We start from the raw sequence: 17,654 nt of genomic DNA on the forward strand, positions 1-17,654 counted from the left end.
AAAGTGAAACTTGAGGCGCAATGATCAGAACAGGTCGCCCATATCCTGACTGTAAGCTTTGACGACTTTGTCGCCCATACTTTTGAATTGCTGAATCATTCCCACCAGCTTTTGCGCATATTTTGGATCGGTGGCATAACCGGCCGCCTGTAAGGCCTGCGCACCCTGCTCTGCGCTTGAGGCGTTCGTCACCGCCGCATAGCGTGGGTTTTTGGTCAGGAGTTTGACGTAGTCGGTCAGCGCCTCAAAATAGGAGTTATAGACGCGGAAGCTGGCACGCACTTTCTTCGCTTCACCCTGCTCATATTCGGTGGTCATGATATCGGTAGTGTCACCTTTCCAGTCGCCGCTGGCTTTAATCCCGAACACGTTGTAGCTCGGTTTGCCGTCGCGGGTCAGGATCTGACGCTGGCCCCATCCCGACTCCAGCGCAGCCTGCGCCAGAATCAGGTGATGAGGAATGCCACTCTGCTGGCTGGCAGCCTGCGCCGGCTGCGTCAGCTGGGCGATAAACTCGCGGCTGTCACTGGGCAGACCCGTCGGTGAAGCGACCGGCGGCAGACGCGGCATTGCCTTACGCACAATCTGCTCCAGCTGCTGCGCCGGCAGTGGTGTTGCCCCGCTGGTGCTGAGAATAAAGCTGTTATCCAGCTTCATCGGCACCGTACCGGCTTTTTCATCCGGCGCGGTGGCGGGCTGCATCTGTTTGACGATGGTTTCCGCCAGGCCCAGGCCGCGCTTCCCCATCTCCTGTGCAATCTGCTGATCATACATAGAGGTAAAGAGTTTGGTCTGCTCGTTGCCCATAATGCCGTCCTGCGGCAACGCCTCGCGCATACTCTTCAGCATCATCTGTACAAACATCCCTTCGACCTGACGCGCCACCTGCAACGCTTGTCCTTTCGGATCGTTGCTGGCCTGGCGTTTCAGTTCATTCAGGGAACGGCTGTCGAAAGCCGAACTCGTCAGAGATTGCATATCAGCCATCAGATAATTTCCAGTTTGGCACGCAGACAGCCGGCACTCTGCATCGACTGCAGAATTGACATCAGTTCGATAGGTGACGCACCCAGCGCATTCAGCGCACGCACCACGTTGTTCAGGTTAGCGCTGGCGTTGACGCGTTGCAGCGCACCGCCGGTCTGGCGCAGATCGATCTGAGTCTGCGTCGTCGCCACCGTCTGACCACCGGCCAGTGGAGTATCAGGCTGACTGACGTTCTGCTGCTGGTTAACCGTCACCGACAGGTTGCCCTGCGCCACTGCACACTGATTCAGCGTCACTTCACGGTTCATTACCACCGAACCGGTACGGGAGTTGATGATGACTTTGGCATCTTCAACCGGGATCGACACATTAATGTTCTGGATCTCAGCCAGCAGACGCACCTGCGCACCATTATTAGGCGACACGCGGATCTGCACGGTACGGGCATCCAGCGGCTGTGCTGCGCCGTAGCCGCCACGGGCGTTAATAGCATCAGCAATACGCTGCGCCATTGAGAAATCTTCGCTGTTAAGCTGCAGGTTAATGGTGTTCTGCGTACCAAAGTTGCTCTGCAGTTCACGCTCAACGGTTGCACCGCCGGTAATACGGCCACCGTTCAGCTGGTTAACCTGAACACTGCTGCCGCCCGCTGACGCACCCGCGCCACCGACAAGGATATTACCCTGCGCCAGCGCATAAACCTGGTTATCGACCCCTTTCATCGGCGTCATTAACAGCGTGCCGCCGCGCAGGCTTTTGGCGTTACCCAGCGACGAGACCACCACATCCAGGTTCTGTCCCTGACGGGCAAACGAGGGCAGTTTAGCGGTGACCATGACGGCCGCCACGTTCTTCAGCTGCATGTTGGTCCCGGTGGGAACGGTAATACCAAGCTGTGACAGCATGTTGCTCACTGTCTGGGTAGTAAATGGCGTCTGGGTGGTCTGGTCACCGGTGCCATCCAGGCCCACGACCAGGCCGTAGCCCAGCAGCTGGTTATCACGAACGCCCTGTACCGTGGTTAAATCACGAATCAAATCGGCTTTTGCCAGCAGGCTGACGCCCAGCAGCAGCGCCAGCCCGGCGCGTAACAGCGTTAACTTTTTCATTGAAACCTCTTACATCGGCGAGATGTTCAGGAAGAAACGCTGGAACCAACCCATGGTCTGCGCCTCATTGATGTAACCATTTCCGACGTACTCAATACGTGCATCGGCGACAGCGGTAGATAACACGGCGTTACTGGCGCTGATGGTGCGTGGGTTGACCACGCCCGAGAAGCGAATGAACTCCGTGCCCTGATTAATGGCGATCTGTTTTTCACCGACCACGTGCAGGTTGCCGTTTGACAACACCTGATCCACGGTGACGGTAATGGTGCCGGTAAAGGTGTTATTGGCGGATGCGCCGCCTTTACCTGCGAAATCATTTTTGCCTTCGGCGCTGAGGTTGGCTTTTTCACCACCTGCACCCACCAGGCCTGCCAGACCGGTCGGCACCGCGCTCACACCAAAGCTGTTGCTGCCATCGCGGCTGGCATTGGCTGAGGAGCTCTTGCTGGCGCTGACGTTTTCCTGCAGCGTAATGGTCAGGGTATCGCCAATGTTGCGTGGACGGCGATCTTCAAACAGCGGCTGATAGCCGTAGTTAAGCGGCGCGACGCCCTGGAATATAGAGCCGTTGACCACCGGTGGCGCGGACGGCATTGGTTGCGCTGTAGTTGCACCTTCGACCAGCGGGGTACGCGGGACCAGGGCACATCCGTTGAGAGTTAGCAGCAACGAGGCGACTAACCAATGTCCAGGCTTGAGAATCTGTTGCTTCGCCACGGCGTCACGACCTTATTAATGTCTGTCATTCAGGCCAGCACGGGCTGGCCCTGTTCGGGATTAAAGCTGAGTTAATTTCGCCAGCATCTGATCAGAGGTACTGATCGCCTTGCTGTTGATTTCGTAGGCGCGCTGCGTCTGGATCATGGTGACCAGCTCTTCCGCTACGTTAACGTTTGAGGTTTCGGTATAGCCCTGATAGAGCAGACCCGCGCCGTTCTGGCCTGGCGTGCTGTCCGTCGGTGCGCCCGATGCCTGCGTTTCCTTGTAGAGGTTTTCACCCACGCTATCGAGACCGGCGTCATTCATAAAGGTGCTCAGGGTTAACTGACCGACCTGCGCGGCCTGGGCCTGTCCCTGCTGCGTTACGCTGACCACACCGTCACGCGACACCGTGATGCTGGTGGCGTTAGCCGGAATGGTAATGCCTGGCTGTACCGGGAAACCGGAGTTGGTCACCAGCTGGCCGTTCTGATCAACCTGAAACGCGCCGTCACGGGTATAAGCAGAGGTGCCATCCGGCATCTGAATCTGAAAATAACCCTGGCCGTTAATGGCGATATCTTTTGAGTTGCTGGTCTGCGACAGGTTGCCCTGCGTATGCAGACGTTCAGTGGTCACCGGACGTACACCGGTACCGATCTGCAAACCAGATGGCAGCGTTGTCTGTTCAGATGACTGGGTGCCCGGCTGGCGCATGGTCTGGTACATCAGATCTTCGAACACGGCACGCGAACGCTTAAAGCCGTTGGTGCTGACGTTTGCCAGGTTGTTGGCAATGACGTCCATGTTCATCTGCTGCGCATCAAGACCGGTCTTAGCGATCCATAAAGAACGAATCATGTTGTTATCCTCGTGCCTTAGCCCATGCTCAGGAGCTGGTTGGCTTTTTGTTCATTTTCGTCGACGTTGGTGATGACTTTCATCTGCATCTCAAAACGTCGGGCGTTGGCGATCATATCGACCATGGTTTCTACCGGTTTGACGTTGCTGCCTTCCAGCACGCCAGGCATCACCTGCATGGTGGCATCAGCCTGCAGCGCGGCACCGCGGGTCGCCTGCGTCGACGCAGTAGGCCGGAACATGCCGTCATCACTGCGCTGCAGCTCCTGCCCGGTTGCCCTGACCAGCTTCAGCTTGCCCAGCTGAACCGTGGCGTTCGGCGAATCACCGGCATTCAGCCCGGTGATCGAGCCGTCGGCTGCAATGGTGATTTCAGTGCCCTGCGGGATCACAATCGGACCGCCATCGCCCATCACAGGATTGCCCTGAACCGTCAGCGTACCGGTCGGACTGATTTGCATATTGCCGTTGCGGGTATAGGCTTCGCTGCCGTCAGCGGTACGCACCGCCAGCCATCCATCCTGCTGCACCGCCACATCGAGCGGACGCTCGGTGTAATCCATCGCGCCCTGACTCATGTCGGCGCCCGGTGTCGAGGCGGCGACCAGCGTACGGGTTGGCAGCGACCAGCCACTCACCGGCACGGCGCGCAGCGCATTCAGCTGCGCACGAAAACCCGGTGTAGAGGCGTTGGCGAGGTTGCTGGCGGTGACCGCCTGCTGATCCAGCGTCTGGCTGGCCGCGCCCATCGCGGTATATATCGCGTGATCCATATGGCAATCCTGTTAGCGAATTAACGTAAGTTAACCAGCGTGTTGAGAATCTGGTCCTGAGTTTTGATGGTCTGCGCATTCGCCTGATAGTTACGCTGCGCGACGATCATGTTCACCAGCTCTTTACTCATGTCGACGTTGGAAGATTCCAGTGCGCCAGCTGTCAGTGAACCAAAGGTGCCGGTATTCGCCAGACCGACTGCCGCCTGACCGGATGCACTTGAGGCAGACCAGACGTTGTCGCCCTGAGACTGCAGACCTTCCGGGTTAGAGAAGCTCGCCAGGACAATCTGACCCAGCAGCTGGGTTTTCTGATTTGAATAGCTGCCGGTGATGGTGCCGTCATCATTGATCGCGTAGCTGGTCAGATCGCCAGGTGCATAACCATCCTGGGTCGGGCTGCCAAACGTGGTGCTGCCGGTGTTCTGCTGCAGGCTGCCCAGCATGCTCAGGTTGATCGGCTGATTGGCGACTGCGCCATTCGCTCCGCCCACGTTCAGCGTCAGGCCAACGGTGCCATCGGTCGTCGTGCTGACGACAGCGCCGGTGGCATCCAGCTTAGAGACGCTGGTCAGCTTACCGCTGGTGTCAAACGCCATTCTGAAGTCACCCGCTGAACTGCCGGTGTTGCCATCAATGGTACGCACGGTCCAGCTGTTGCTGGTGGTGTCTTTCACGAAATACATGTCGAGCGCGTGGTCATTACCCTGCGAGTCGAACACGGTTGCCGTGGTTTTCTTGTTGTAGCTGTCTGCGTTCGCCGTCGAGAAGGTGGCCACAGATGGCGTTTTGTCCGTTGAGTTCAGGTTGGCAACCAGACCGGCGGTAGTGGTCGCGCGGGCTGACATCTGCTCGGTAGGAATACGCAGCGCCACCGGGTTAGCACCTGCCTGGATAGTGGCCGGTGAACCGCTGGCCGGATAGCCGGTCACGTTCAGACCCTGGGTGTTGACCAGGTTACGGTTAGCATCCAGTGTTAACTGACCATTGCGTGAATAGAAGACGCCGCCGCTGCTGTCGGTCATACGGAAGAAACCGTTACCGCTCAGCGCAACGTCCAGGCCACGGCTGGTCGTGGTGGTGGCGCCGTCGTTAAAGTTCTGGATTACCGCAGCAACTTTGGTACCGAGGCCGACGTTAGAACCGGCAAACATATCGGCAAACGCGATGGTGCTCGATTTAAAGCCCGCAGTGGCGGAGTTGGCAATGTTGTTACCGATGACATCAAGGTTACTTGAAGCAGCACCAAGGCCGCTGACCGCTTGGGAAAATGACATGTGTTTGTTTCCTGTCTACAGGTTAATCAGAGAATCTGACGTACGTCGTCAAGGGTGGCGGAGCCCATGGTGCCGAGATCCAGTTTTGTGGTGTTGTTCGCAGTACTCACCCCATTGACGTAGGCGTAGTTAAGCGGTTGTGCCACCAGTTGTGTGTTGCCATTGCTTGCGGCAATCGCAACGCTGTATTTACCATCCGGGGCGACAGAGCCATCTGTCAGCTTGCCGTCCCACGAGAAGGTGTGCACGCCAGCGCTCAGCGCGCCCAGATCGACGGTGTCGATCACCGTGCCACTGGCATCTTTAATGGTGGCCGATGTGCCGGTTGAGGCGGAGGCCAGCTCAACGCCAAATGGCGTTGTGGTGCCGTTGCCTACCAGAATCTGTCCGCCATTGACCATTACGCCATGCCCAATCAGCGTGGAGCTCTGCAGCGACTGGCTGGTGCTGATCTGGCCGGAGATCGATCCCAGCGTGGTATTCAGTTTTTCAATGCCGCTCAGGGTATTGATCTGTGCCAGCTGCGTGGTGAGCTGGCTGTTATCCATTGGATTGGTGGGATCCTGGTTTTTTAACTGCGTCACCAGCATGGTCAGGAACTGATTCTGCAGATCCTGCGCATTGTTGCCGGTGCCACTGGTGTTAGAGGAGCTAAGGACCGTGGGGTCCAGTCTTTCGTTAACGCCTACCGCGATAGCCATAATTTTTCTCCGTTATTGCCCGATCGTCAGGGTTTTCATCATCATCGACTTCACGGTGTTGAGCACTTCGACGTTGGCCTGGTAGCTGCGTGACGCCGACATGGTGTTGACGCTTTCAGAGACCACATCCACGTTCGGCATCTTCACGTAGCCTTTGGCATCTGCCATCGGATTGCCCGGGTCATAGACCAGCTTGGCAGGTGTAGGGTCATCCACGACTCTTGCCACTTTCACGCCGCCGGTGGCTGAGCCTGGTGCTGCATCGGTCTGGAAAACCACCTGCTTTGCCACGTAAGGCTTGCCATCGGGGCCGGTGACGCTGTCGGCGTTCGCCAGGTTACTGGCACTGACGTTTAATCGCTGTGATTGCGCGGTCATCGCTGAACCGGCAATGTCAAAAATATTCAGCAAGGCCATAATTATTGTCCTTGTAACACGCTCATCATGCCTTTGATCTGGCTACTGATGAGGGTGAGGTCGGTTTGATATTTCAGGCTGTTATCCGCGAACTGCGTACGCTCACGGTCCATATCTACGGTGTTGCCGTCGGCAGAAGGCTGGTCAGGAATGCGATAAAGCATATCCATCGATGGCACGCCGTTTGTCTGTGCTTCAATGTGGCGAGCTGACGTGACTTTTAACGCCATGCTGCTGCCTTCCGCACGACCATTGGACATCACCCGACTCAGCTCGCTGGCAAAGTCGATATCCCGGGCCTGATAACCAGGGGTATCGGCGTTGGCAATATTTGACGCCAGGATCTCCTGACGTTGAGCACGCAGGTTGAGGGCCTCCGTACCAAATTTCAGCGCCGCATCCAGTTTGTCGAGCATGTTTCCTCCGCGTATGAGAATTTCGAGCTCGCAGCTTAATTTGAAAATGCAAGGGGTCATCGTCTGAATAAGGCCTCAAATGACCGCTATTTTGACAATTAAGGATTTTTCTTAAGGGTTACACTCGTCGCCATCATCAGTGAGGAAATGCACAATGCGTCGATATCTGACCCTGCTGACCAGCCTGCTGGTCGCGATCGCCCTGCCGGTTTCCGCCGGGGATCTCAATGCACAACTGAATCAATTTTTTAAAGCGCGTGACGCCCAGCATGCTGATGGCATGGTCGTGGTGGTACGCACGCCGCAGGAACAGTGGCCAGCCTGTGAGGCGCCACAGTTCACCCTGCCCGGCAACAGCCGGTTGTGGGGCAATATGAGCGTGGCGGCAAACTGTGGTGAGAACCGCCGTTATATTCAGGTACAGGTGCAGGTCACCGGTTCCTATCTGGTGGCGAACCGGCTGCTGAGCCAGGGCAGTAGCGTGAGCGAGAGTGATTTCACTCTGCAGACCGGCCGCCTTGATACTCTGCCCGCCCGCGCCCTGCTGAATGCGGACTCGGTGGCAGACGCCGTGGTGCTGCGCGATATCCAGCCAGGACAGCCGATTAATCCCTCCACGCTGCGTCAGCCGTGGCGTGTCAAGGCGGGGCAGAATGTGATGGTGATTGCCAGCGGTGACGGCTTTGACGCCAGCGGTGAGGGCAAGGCGCTGAATAACGCCGCCCGATCGCAGTCGGTCCGGGTCAGGATGGGAAATGGCCAGATTGTCAGCGGTAAGGTACGCGAGGATGGGAATATTCTTATAACGCTGTAAAGTGTTAAAGAAGCCAGTAGTGCTGCCGATAGAAGAATCAACGAAGCGATAACGCTATTCTGATTCAGGTGGCAGACTTCCCCTGACCGTACAGGAGCCCGAACATGAGCATTGACAGAACGCAACCTCTGAAACCCGCCAGCACCGTACAGAGCCGCGATAGCAGTGAGTCCGGCAGCAGCAAAGTGCGCCAGAGCGCCAGCCCGGTGGCAGCAGCCACGACCCCTGCAGCAGCCCAGGTCAGCCTGAGCAGCGCGCAGTCGCAGCTGATGCAGCCGAGCAGCAAAGATATTAACGTCGAGCGCGTTGAACAACTGAAAACCGCCATTCGTAATGGCGAACTGAAGATGGATACCGGCAAAATCGCCGATGCGCTGATTGCCGACACCAAGGCGTATTTAGAGGGTAATTAGTTCCCATGAGTAATTTGCAGACCACCTTAGATAAGATGCAGGACGTGCTGGCGTCGCTCTCAGCCGTGCTGGAAGAAGAGCAGCAGCAACTGGCCGCCGGAAACATTAACAGTAATCTGTTGCAGCGTATTACCGAAGATAAAAGCGCGCTGCTCAGTACGCTGAACTATCTGGATGAGATGCGCCGCACCGCTGAGCAGAGTCAGGCGACATCGGCACCTTATCGTGGTCAGAACGACATGGCGCGCCGCTGGGACACTATCCAGCAGCATAGCCGTCGTCTGCAGGATGCCAATGTTCATAACGGCCTGCTGCTGCAACACCAGATCCGCTACACCCAGGATGCGCTTGACGTGCTGAAGCCGCATCAGACCCAGGCCTTTTACGGCCCGGATGGGATGGGTAAAGGCCAGGCGACGTTAAGTCGCAAAGCCTGAACCGGCAAGTAGCGAAAAAAAATCCCGCCTGGTGCGGGATTTTTTATTGGTGCGTTTTTTCCTTCACCATGATGAGCTTTAAAATTGAGCCTGCACAGGGAACAGGGGCAGATCGGAAAGACGCTAAAGCCAATCCCTGGCCGCTCGGCCCGCGCGATTACGCACCTCATCCCTGAGGTGCGCCCGTTGCCGGGCCAACGCGTTGCGTTGTTCAAAAACGCTCCCGGCGTTTTTGTCCATGGCGCGGGACGCTTTCCTCATCTGCCCCTGTTCCCTGCGCGTTGAATTTATTTATTGCGGCAAGCTTTACACAGCGGTGCGACGCGCATAGTCGCGCAGCCGGAAGCCCAGCAGCCCCAGCGCCAGGAAGTAGGCCCCGCCGCCCACACCACAGACCGCGGCCAGGCGCAGCAGCCGCCACAGCATCGATCCCTGCTCCCAGGCTGGCATCCACTGCAGCATGGCAAACAGCGCGCCTGCCATCACCACTACGGCTATCAGCAGGCGGATCAGGAAGCTGCTCCAGCCCGGCTGCGGCATAAAGATATTCTTCTTACGCAGCTGCCAGTAGAGCAGCGACGCATTCAGACAGGCTGCCAGCCCAATCGACAGTGACAGACCGGCGTGTTTCAGCGGACCAATAAACGCCAGGTTCATTACCTGCGTCATGATCAGCGTGATAATCGCGATTTTAACCGGCGTTTTGATGTCCTGACGGGAATAGAAGCCCGGAGCCAGCACCTTGACCACGATCAGCCCCATCAGTCCGACGGAGTAGGCGATCAGGGCGCGCTGCGTCATCAGTGCATCAAAGGCAGTGAATTTGCCGTACTGGAACAGCGCCACGGTCAGCGGGCCGGAGAGCATGCCCAGCGCCACCGCGCTGGGAAGCGCCAGCAGAAAACAGAGGCGCAGACCCCAGTCCATCAGCCGGGAATATTCATCATGGTTGCCGCTGGCAAAACTTTTGGCCAGCGACGGCAGCAGAATGGTGCCCAGCGCCACGCCCAGCACACCCGAGGGGAACTCCATCAGGCGGTCCGCGTAGTACATCCAGGAGACCGAACCTGAGACCAGAAACGAGGCGAAGATGGTATTGATGATCAGCGAGATCTGACTGACAGAAACGCCCAGAATGGCAGGTCCCATCTGACGCATGACCCGCCAGACGCCCGCATCACGCAGATTCAGGCGTGGCAGCACCAGCATCCCGAGCTTCTTCAGGTGTGGCAGCTGATAGCCGAGCTGCAGCACGCCACCTGCTACCACTGCCCAGGCCAGCGCCATTACCGGTGGGTGGAAGTGCGGCGCGGCAAACAGCGCAAAGCCAATCATGCTGACGTTCAGCAGGGTCGGTGCAAAGGCCGGTACCGAGAAGCGGTTCCAGGTGTTCAGCACCGCACCCGCCAGTGACGCCAGCGAAATCAGCATAATGTAGGGAAAGGTCACCCGCAGCAGCGAGCTGGTGAGCGCAAACTTATCGGGACTGTCGGCAAAGCCGGGGGCCGTCACCATGATGACCCAGGGCGCAGCAATCATGCCCGCCACCGTAACCAGCGCCAGTGCCAGCGTCAGCAGGCCCGAGACGTAAGCCAGGAACAGTTTCGTCGCCTCTTCGCCCTGCTTGCTTTTATATTCAGCCAGAATGGGCACGAAGGCCTGAGAAAAGGCGCCTTCAGCAAAAATACGCCGCAGCAGATTGGGAAGTTTAAACGCAACAAAGAACGCATCGGTCGCCATTCCGGCGCCAAACACCCGCGCCACGATGGCATCACGGGCAAAGCCCAGTACGCGGGAAAACAGGGTCATAGAACTGACCGCTGCCAGCGATTTCAACAAATTCATAATTGACGGCGCATCCTGAAAAGAATCGGCAAAAAAGGAGAATTAGCGCGGGCACCTAGAAGATGCCCGGCGACAGTCTACTGCCACGGAGGGAAATGACCAGCACGGAGTGTTACAAGGCGTTATTCCTGCGTCGCCTCACGCCACAATTTTTCCACCACACGCTGCGCCATCAGCGCCTGCTCACCGCTGGTTTCAGGCTTCGTCTGATTTTGTACGCAGTCGATGAAATGGCGAGCCGCACCGCTGAAACCGCGCTGGGTCAGATGACTCTGCCAGGCGGGCGGTGGCGTAATCAGCAGCCCGTCACGCCGTTCTTCCTGCCAGTCGCGCATTTCACTGATGTCGATGCACTTACCGTCACACACTGCGCTGACCCGCTCGCGCTGACTGCCTGCGCGCCGGTGCATACTGGTGGTAATCGACAAGCCCTCAACAGCGAAATGGTGCTCGGCATAGAGCATCTGCCCCTGTTCGTTGGTGTCGATGCGTCCCTGAACCTGGCGAAAAGGTTTCCCACCCAGCCAGAGGGCGGTATCCACCACATGCAGGTAGTCATCGAGCAGGGTAAAGCGGAGATCCTGTGGCCCGACGCTGTCGTTACGGTGCTTTTCAATCCGCAGAGAAGTCGCGCTAGCCATCTCCGCCCGCAGCTGCTGATAGCGCGGGGCGAACCGCCGGTTAAACGCCACCATCAGTTTACGCTGCCGTTTTTCCGCCAGCGCCACCAGCGCCTCAGCCTGCTCCAGGGTTTCAGCCAGCGGCTTATCGACGCAGACATCCTTTCCTGCCAGCAGCAGCGCCCTGACCACTTCATAGTGCGTGGCGGTGCTGCTGTGGACAAAGACCGCGTCGCAGGCAGCGGCTAATTCATTCAGCGAACCAAAACATGGCATGCGATAGCTGTCACAGACCGGCCGGGCTTTGGCCTGGTTCGGGGAAAACGCCCCTGCCAGGGTCCAGTCCGTCGCTGCCGACAGCACCGGCAGCCAGGCTTTCTGCGCGATACCGCCTAATCCCACCATGCCAATACGTAAGGTCATCTCAGCTCTCCGGTTGCAGCAGTTGGGTGAGTTGTGCCTGAAGCGCTGCAACCTGCTGTTCCAGCGTTGCGACGCGCGCCGCCAGATCGCCCTGCTCTTCTGACGCGTCTGCGGCCTGCGGCTGGTCAGGCTCATCGCCCAGCAGATGCATAAAGCGACTTTCGCGCTTGCCAGGTTCACGCGGCAGACGGATCACCTGAGCACTGTCGTCGCGCTGCATCAATCCTTCCAGCGTTTTCTCAACTTCGCTGACATCACTGAACTCGTGCAGACGGCCGCTGCGGGTACGCAGTTCGCCTGGCGTCTGGGGCCCGCGCAGTAACAGCAGCGTCAACAGAGCGACTTCTGCGCTATTAAGCTTTAGCGTGCCAAACGCGGAGTTGCAGAAACGCTGCTCATATTTCACGACCCGCTGCCCGGCGGCGCTGCTGGCGGTAATCAGATGCCGTTTTTCCAGTTGATCGAGCTGATTCTGTACCTCACTTTCGCTCAGCTCCATCACCGGCTCGCGGTTCGATTTCTGGTTACAGGCCACCACCACGCCATTCAGTGACAGCGGATACTGTTCCGGCGTGGTGACCTGCTTTTCCAGCAGGCAGCCCAGCACGCGCATCGCCTGCGCCGATAAAGTCATCTTCATGCTCGCATCCTCATTATTATCCACGCCGGTCAGGCGTCCATTCCCGCAGGGTTAAGGCTGTCAGCACGTGATCCTGCCAGCGTCCGTCGATCAGCAGATAATCTTTCGCGTAACCCTCTTTCTCAAAACCGAGTCGCGCCAGCAGATCGCCGCTGCGCTGGTTGTGCGGCATGTAATTAGCCATGATGCGGTGAATATGCTGCTGGCGCTGCATATAGCGGATTGCCACCTGCAACGCTTCGAACATGAACCCCTGCCCCTGCCACTTTTCCCCCAGTGAATAGCCGAGATAACAGGCATGAAAGGATCCGCGTAACACGTTGCTGAAGTTCGCCACTCCCCTCACTTCGGTTTCATCGCTGTCCATTAAAATGAAATAGAAGGCCGAACCCTGCTTATGCATGTCGGAAATCAGCCCAAGCCGCGCCTGCCAGCCCGAGGGGTAGCAGTGGCTGTCATCACGCACCGGCTCCCACGGTTTTAAAAACAGGCGGTTTTCCGCGTAGTAATCTGCCATTCGCCAGGCATCACGCTCGTGAACCAGACGGACCACCAGCCGATCGGTGGTTAATCGCACCCTGGGCGCGGCAGAACGATAGCCAAACATCCTGACTCCTGAAATCAATGGCTGATAGAGATGAGCCGTCATTACCCGGCTTTCACTATAACCGCCGCCTGGGCTCCGGTAAAACGTTACAGCGGTTTAGCGATAAAGAGGCTGATTTTGCTCGGGTCGCACCGCGGATAACCCCTGCTGCAGGCAGCATCAGCAGCGGATCCTGCAGCGTGCCTGACAGGCAGGTTTGCCCTGTGGGGTAATCTCTTCCATACTTTTTACGAGCCCGAAAGCAGGATGAATTGATTCACTCTGTTAAACACTAAACCTGTAAAACCCGGGAGATCAGGATGAAGCTCTATATCTACGACCACTGCCCTTTCTGCGTTAAAGCGCGAATGATTTTTGGCCTGAAAAACAAACCGGTTGAGCTGGTGGTAATGCTCAACGACGATGAAGAGACGCCGAAACGACTGATCGGACAGAAAATGGCGCCCATTCTGCAGAAGCAGGATGGCAGCGCGATGCCTGAGAGTATGGAGATCGTACACTATGTCGATCAGCAGGATGGCGAACCGCTGATCATCGGCGCGCTGAATCCGGCGATCGGCGACTGGCTGCGTCACATGAACAGCTATGTCAATAAACTGCTGCTGCCGCGCATTGCAGAGGCGGCGTTTGCCGAATTCGCGACGCCGGAGGCGCGTGACTATTTCCGCAACAAAAAGCAGGCGAGCATCGGTGATTTCGACACGCTGAAAAGTCATTCTGCCGGCCTGATTAAGAACGTCAGCGACGATCTGCGCAAGCTGGACAAATTAATCGCCCAGCCCAATGCGGTGAATGGCGAGCTGTCCGAAGATGATTTTAATCTCTTCCCGCTGCTGCGCTCTCTGACGCTGGTGGCCGGAATCGACTGGCCGAGCCGGGTCGCTGACTACCGCGATAACATGGCTAAACAGACCCAGGTGAATCTGCTCTCCTCGATAGCTCACTAACCCCTCCCGATGAGAGACGCTGCGGCGTTTCTCATCTCTTTCCTGATGACACCCGCTACGCATTCAGGCAGGCTATGGCCTGTTTATTGGCTCTGATATTCAGGATAAAGATCGATGAAAAAGGCTTTTTTCGGGCTGACTGCCCTGTTGATCGCGCTGCTGGTGAGCGGCTGTAATCAACTGACGCAATACACCATCAGCGAACAGGAAGTAAACCAGGCGCTGCAGAAGCACAACAACTATGAGAAAGATATTGGCGTTTCCGGGCTGGTTAATGCGCACATCGTCCTGAACAATCTGACCAGTCAGATTGGCCGTGAAGAGCCAGGTAAAGTGACGCTCTCTGGCAATGCTAAAATCAATGTGACGTCACTGTTTGGTCCGCAGCAGGCCGATATGCAACTGAAGATGCGTGCTCAGCCGGTCTATGACCAGCAGCAGGGTGCAATCTATCTGCGCGATCTGGAAATTGTTGATGCGCAGGTTGCTCCGGAAAAAATGGCCTCCATTATGAAAACGCTGACGCCTTATCTGAATCAGTCGCTGAAAAACTACTTTGATCAAAAGCCGGCTTACGTGCTCAGCGCCGACCGCAGCAAAGGCGAGTCGTTGGCGAAGAAATTTGCCAAAGGACTGGAAGTGAAACCTGGCGAACTGGTTATTCCCTTTACGCAGTAATGCCAGTCAGTTAAGCGACAGGTGACAACGCAGTCTGGTGCCGCTCAGGGGCTGGCGGTCCTCGCGCCGCTGCGCGGTTCCTTCACTTCATTCGCCTGCCTGACGGACCGCCGGGGATGGCACATCCTGTGCCGCCCCGCCTTTCGCCCGCGTCCTGCGGGCTCTCCTGGCAGACTCATTCTGTTCCGCGCTGCGGATTGCCAGCCCCTGAGCGGCACCGGCCTGCTCTGAAACTTCAGTGAATGTTGTCAGAAAGGGCACGAAAGTGGAGGCCTGAGCGCCTCTGCTGCTGAAAGGGCTATCCGCAGCGCTGAGGCGTGACGGTGGGCCAGAAGTCCACGCCGGGAAGCGTGGACAGTTCGGGGCCGGCCAGGGAGGGCCGATCCCCGAACGGTTCGTCGGCACGACGTCAAAGCCGAAGGTACCGCGTGAGCGGCGCGAGGACGGCCCGGCAGCAGCAGAGGTGCTCTGGCCCGCACTGCGGCTCGCTCGCCCGGAAAAAAGCTGCCACGTTTGACCGTGACAGCCTTTACAAATCTAATCTTAACTGACCAGCATTACCCTGTTGGGCAGCGGATTTTCTTTGACAGCATAAAAAGCAGGTGCAAACGGTTGCCTGAATCCTTATGCTTAGACCCCGGCCAAAACACGCCTTTTGTTTCCCTTCTGCCGGAGCTTCACTGATGACAGCACAACCTCAGCAACTTACCCTGCGTCGCCCTGACGACTGGCATATTCATCTGCGCGACGATGAGATGCTCAACACGGTCCTGCCCTATACCAGCGCGGTGAATGGTCGTGCCATTGTGATGCCTAACCTGGTGCCACCGGTGACCAGCGTGGCAGCAGGTGAAGCGTACCGCGATCGCATCCTGGCGGCGCTGCCCGCCGATCACGCCTTTACGCCGCTGATGACCTGCTATCTGACCGACTCGCTTGATCCTGATGAGCTTGAGCGCGGTTTCACCTCCGGTCTGTTTACCGCGGCTAAGCTCTATCCGGCGCACGCTACGACGAACTCCAGCCATGGCGTTACCGATATCGCCTCCATTGCCCGCGTGCTGGAGCGGATGCAGAAGCTCGGTATGCCACTGCTGATCCACGGCGAAGTCACCGATGCGCATGTCGACATTTTTGACCGCGAAGCCCGGTTTATCGAAACGGTTATGGTGCCGCTGCGCAGCCAGTTTCCGGCACTGAAAGTGGTGATGGAGCACATTACTACTCAGGACGCCGCAGAATATGTTGCCGCCGCCGATGAGACGCTGGGCGCGACCATTACCCCGCAGCATTTGATGTTTAACCGCAATCACATGCTGGTGGGCGGTATTCGTCCGCACCTCTATTGCCTGCCGATTCTTAAACGCAACGTGCATCAGGAAGCATTGCGCAAATTAGTAGCGAGTGGTCATCCGCGCGTCTTCCTCGGCACCGACACAGCACCGCATCTGCGTCATCTCAAAGAGGCCAGTTGCGGCTGCGCGGGGGTATTTAATGCGCCAGTGTCGTTACCCGCTTACGCCACCGTTTTTGAAGAGCTGAACGCGCTGGAACATTTTGAAGCGTTCTGTTCGGAGAATGGCCCGCGTTTTTACGGCCTGCCGCTGAATGAAGGGACGATTACCCTGGTGCGTGAGTCCTGGCAGGTGCCAGAGTCCATCGCGCTCGGCAGCCATTCACTGGTGCCGTTCCTGGCGGGTGAAACACTAAACTGGCGCATCGCATAATTTTACTTGCCTCCGGCCTGTCGATACTGTAAATATATACAGTATCTTAAACGGAGGCTGTTATGCGCGTTGAAATTACCGTATCAAATACCCGACCTCTTCCTGCTGGTGCGATAGAAGCGTTGAGCGATGAATTATCGCGCCGCATTGATGAACAGTTCCCTGACTCGACCAATCACGTCAAGGTACGTTATGCCAGTGCCAATAATCTCAGCGTGCTGGGCGGTGGAAAAGAGACGCGCGACCAGATCAGCGAGATCCTGCAGCAGACGTGGGAAAGCGCTGACGACTGGTTCAATACTGATTAACCGCCACTGTGCTTTTTTTCCGGGTGTCGCCACCCGGTTTTTTTATCTTTTCTCCCCTCTCGCACTTACCCCGTCCTGCATCTAGACTCTTAATGATCAATGCCCTATCCTTGCGCTCGTCACGCATAACAGGAGGTGCGACACCATGACTACTGATAAACCGGAAGAGGCGATGACCTTTGGTGAGTTGTTAGCACTGATTGGTGATCAGAAGCGTCGTTTAACGGTGCTGGAAAATGCCTTTTCCAGTCTGATTTTCTGTCTTGACGATCGTGCCAGTCAGCTACTGGTACACAATCTGTCGCTGGAAGCCCAAAATCAAAACCATGATGAGCAGCTTCAGCAGCACTTTGCCCGTCTGGCAGAAACACTGCAAAAACGCGGCGGCGGCGTAGTGCCAGAAACGCCGGCTCTCTGAGTCCGCTCACGCGGCTAAGCCCGCTTTTTGCCTGTCTTTTGACTGCTGATAAAAATGCCTGCCCGTCAGGCATTTTATTTTTTTACGCCCGCCTTTCAAACGCAAATATTCTGTGAGAAGCTGACTCACGGCATTTTTTAAACAGTGATACCCTCGTTTACTGTTATAATTGTTTCGCTATTGGAATAAAAAAGCCGCATTGAACCTCATCATGCACTTCGTTTAACGAGTAATAAGGAGGTTATAATGGACAGAAGAAAAGATGTTATACAGACTCACCCACTGGTGGGCTGGGATATCAGTACCGTTGACAGCTATGACGCCATGATGATCCGCCTGCACTCGTTGTCGTCGCAGGATCAAAAAGAAGAAGAAGCGGATGTTGGCCCGACATACTGGCTGACAACGGATGTGGCAAGGCAATTTATCTCGATCCTCGAAGCAGGCATCGCCAAGATAGAATCAGCCGAGCAGATAGAACGACTCCTCAAAAAGCATTAATTTCTGCCGCATCAAAGAGGCGCCCTCAGGGGT

General features: G+C 56.8%; 22 protein-coding genes. 9 read left to right on the plus strand and 13 right to left on the minus strand.

All coding sequences use genetic code 11. The features are described 5' to 3' along the window. Nucleotides 1–24 precede the first annotated feature (24 nt). The 9 genes from flgJ to flgB are packed head-to-tail and all read right to left on the minus strand — an operon-like array spanning nt 25 to nt 7,243. A complete protein-coding gene (gene flgJ, locus ACX8ZY_RS12615) occupies nt 25–987 on the minus strand; it encodes a flagellar assembly peptidoglycan hydrolase FlgJ (protein WP_010246357.1) in 963 nt (320 codons plus the stop codon). Next, entirely contained in the window at nt 987–2,096 is a 1,110-nt protein-coding gene (locus tag ACX8ZY_RS12620; protein ID WP_010669845.1) for a flagellar basal body P-ring protein FlgI, read from the minus strand. The genes flgJ and ACX8ZY_RS12620 overlap by 1 nt, the downstream gene beginning before the upstream one ends. A 9-nt stretch (nt 2,097–2,105) precedes the next feature. Continuing rightward, nucleotides 2,106–2,816, minus strand: coding sequence for a flagellar basal body L-ring protein FlgH (locus tag ACX8ZY_RS12625; protein ID WP_029518984.1), 711 nt, complete (start codon nt 2,814–2,816; stop codon nt 2,106–2,108). 60 nt (nt 2,817–2,876) lie between these two features. Next, complete coding sequence (gene flgG, locus ACX8ZY_RS12630; protein WP_003849881.1) at nt 2,877–3,659, minus strand: flagellar basal-body rod protein FlgG; 783 nt, start codon at nt 3,657–3,659, stop codon at nt 2,877–2,879. Between the two features lie 17 nt (nt 3,660–3,676). Continuing rightward, nucleotides 3,677–4,432, minus strand: coding sequence for a flagellar basal body rod protein FlgF (locus tag ACX8ZY_RS12635; protein WP_010669843.1), 756 nt, complete (start codon nt 4,430–4,432; stop codon nt 3,677–3,679). Between the two features lie 20 nt (nt 4,433–4,452). Further along, the gene (flgE, locus tag ACX8ZY_RS12640; protein ID WP_033779427.1) at nt 4,453–5,709 is read right to left on the minus strand and encodes a flagellar hook protein FlgE; all 1,257 of its coding nucleotides are present in this window, start codon (nt 5,707–5,709) and stop codon (nt 4,453–4,455) included. A 26-nt stretch (nt 5,710–5,735) separates the two neighbouring features. Continuing rightward, nucleotides 5,736–6,410 carry a flagellar hook assembly protein FlgD gene (gene flgD, locus ACX8ZY_RS12645; protein WP_033766924.1) on the minus strand — a complete coding sequence of 225 codons (675 nt, stop codon included), beginning with the start codon at nt 6,408–6,410 and terminating at the stop codon, nt 5,736–5,738. Between the two features lie 12 nt (nt 6,411–6,422). Further along, on the minus strand, nt 6,423–6,827 hold the full coding sequence (flgC, locus tag ACX8ZY_RS12650; RefSeq protein ID WP_013357440.1) for a flagellar basal body rod protein FlgC: 405 nt from the start codon (nt 6,825–6,827) through the stop codon (nt 6,423–6,425). 2 nt (nt 6,828–6,829) lie between these two features. Further along, nucleotides 6,830–7,243: a flagellar basal body rod protein FlgB gene (gene flgB, locus ACX8ZY_RS12655; protein ID WP_009090882.1), complete on the minus strand. Its 414-nt coding sequence runs from the start codon at nt 7,241–7,243 to the stop codon at nt 6,830–6,832. A gap of 154 nt (nt 7,244–7,397) precedes the next feature. Here flgB and flgA point away from each other — a divergent pair, with 154 nt between their 5' ends. The 3 genes from flgA to flgN all read left to right on the plus strand — a co-directional run bounded on the left by flgA (nt 7,398) and on the right by flgN (nt 8,907). Next, nucleotides 7,398–8,057, plus strand: a complete 660-nt coding sequence (gene flgA, locus ACX8ZY_RS12660; protein WP_010246373.1) for a flagellar basal body P-ring formation chaperone FlgA — start codon at nt 7,398–7,400, stop codon at nt 8,055–8,057. A gap of 104 nt (nt 8,058–8,161) precedes the next feature. Next, nucleotides 8,162–8,470, plus strand: a complete 309-nt coding sequence (gene flgM, locus ACX8ZY_RS12665) for a flagellar biosynthesis anti-sigma factor FlgM (RefSeq protein ID WP_010246375.1) — start codon at nt 8,162–8,164, stop codon at nt 8,468–8,470. Between the two features lie 5 nt (nt 8,471–8,475). Beyond that, the gene (flgN, locus tag ACX8ZY_RS12670; protein WP_010246377.1) at nt 8,476–8,907 is read left to right on the plus strand and encodes a flagellar export chaperone FlgN; all 432 of its coding nucleotides are present in this window, start codon (nt 8,476–8,478) and stop codon (nt 8,905–8,907) included. Between the two features lie 306 nt (nt 8,908–9,213). Here the strand turns inward: flgN and murJ are convergent, their stop codons facing one another. From murJ to rimJ, 4 genes are all read right to left on the minus strand, one after another. Continuing rightward, complete coding sequence (gene murJ / locus ACX8ZY_RS12675) at nt 9,214–10,752, minus strand: murein biosynthesis integral membrane protein MurJ (protein ID WP_010246379.1); 1,539 nt, start codon at nt 10,750–10,752, stop codon at nt 9,214–9,216. 122 nt (nt 10,753–10,874) lie between these two features. Next, nucleotides 10,875–11,795, minus strand: a complete 921-nt coding sequence (locus ACX8ZY_RS12680; protein ID WP_158149410.1) for a Gfo/Idh/MocA family protein — start codon at nt 11,793–11,795, stop codon at nt 10,875–10,877. A 1-nt stretch (nt 11,796) separates the two neighbouring features. Beyond that, on the minus strand, nt 11,797–12,435 hold the full coding sequence (locus tag ACX8ZY_RS12685) for a YceH family protein (RefSeq protein WP_158149411.1): 639 nt from the start codon (nt 12,433–12,435) through the stop codon (nt 11,797–11,799). Between the two features lie 16 nt (nt 12,436–12,451). Further along, entirely contained in the window at nt 12,452–13,042 is a 591-nt protein-coding gene (gene rimJ / locus ACX8ZY_RS12690; protein ID WP_010246386.1) for a ribosomal protein S5-alanine N-acetyltransferase, read from the minus strand. A gap of 299 nt (nt 13,043–13,341) precedes the next feature. Between rimJ and grxB the strand changes: the two genes are divergently transcribed. From grxB to bssS, 6 genes are all read left to right on the plus strand, one after another. Continuing rightward, nucleotides 13,342–13,989 (plus strand): glutaredoxin 2, encoded by a 648-nt coding sequence (grxB, locus tag ACX8ZY_RS12695; RefSeq protein WP_033757257.1) that lies wholly within the window; start codon nt 13,342–13,344, stop codon nt 13,987–13,989. Nucleotides 13,990–14,103: 114 nt separating this feature from the next. Then, nucleotides 14,104–14,667: a lipoprotein gene (locus ACX8ZY_RS12700; RefSeq protein ID WP_010246390.1), complete on the plus strand. Its 564-nt coding sequence runs from the start codon at nt 14,104–14,106 to the stop codon at nt 14,665–14,667. 683 nt (nt 14,668–15,350) lie between these two features. Further along, entirely contained in the window at nt 15,351–16,394 is a 1,044-nt protein-coding gene (gene pyrC / locus ACX8ZY_RS12705) for a dihydroorotase (protein ID WP_033766918.1), read from the plus strand. Between the two features lie 62 nt (nt 16,395–16,456). Beyond that, nucleotides 16,457–16,702 carry a DNA damage-inducible protein I gene (gene dinI, locus ACX8ZY_RS12710; protein ID WP_010246395.1) on the plus strand — a complete coding sequence of 82 codons (246 nt, stop codon included), beginning with the start codon at nt 16,457–16,459 and terminating at the stop codon, nt 16,700–16,702. Nucleotides 16,703–16,847: 145 nt separating this feature from the next. Next, nucleotides 16,848–17,120, plus strand: coding sequence for a hypothetical protein (locus ACX8ZY_RS12715; RefSeq protein WP_010246397.1), 273 nt, complete (start codon nt 16,848–16,850; stop codon nt 17,118–17,120). A gap of 246 nt (nt 17,121–17,366) precedes the next feature. Then, on the plus strand, nt 17,367–17,621 hold the full coding sequence (gene bssS / locus ACX8ZY_RS12720) for a biofilm formation regulator BssS (protein ID WP_010246399.1): 255 nt from the start codon (nt 17,367–17,369) through the stop codon (nt 17,619–17,621). Nucleotides 17,622–17,654 lie beyond the last annotated feature (33 nt).

Source organism: Pantoea sp. XAF26B01_ASV70 (assembly GCF_054512635.1).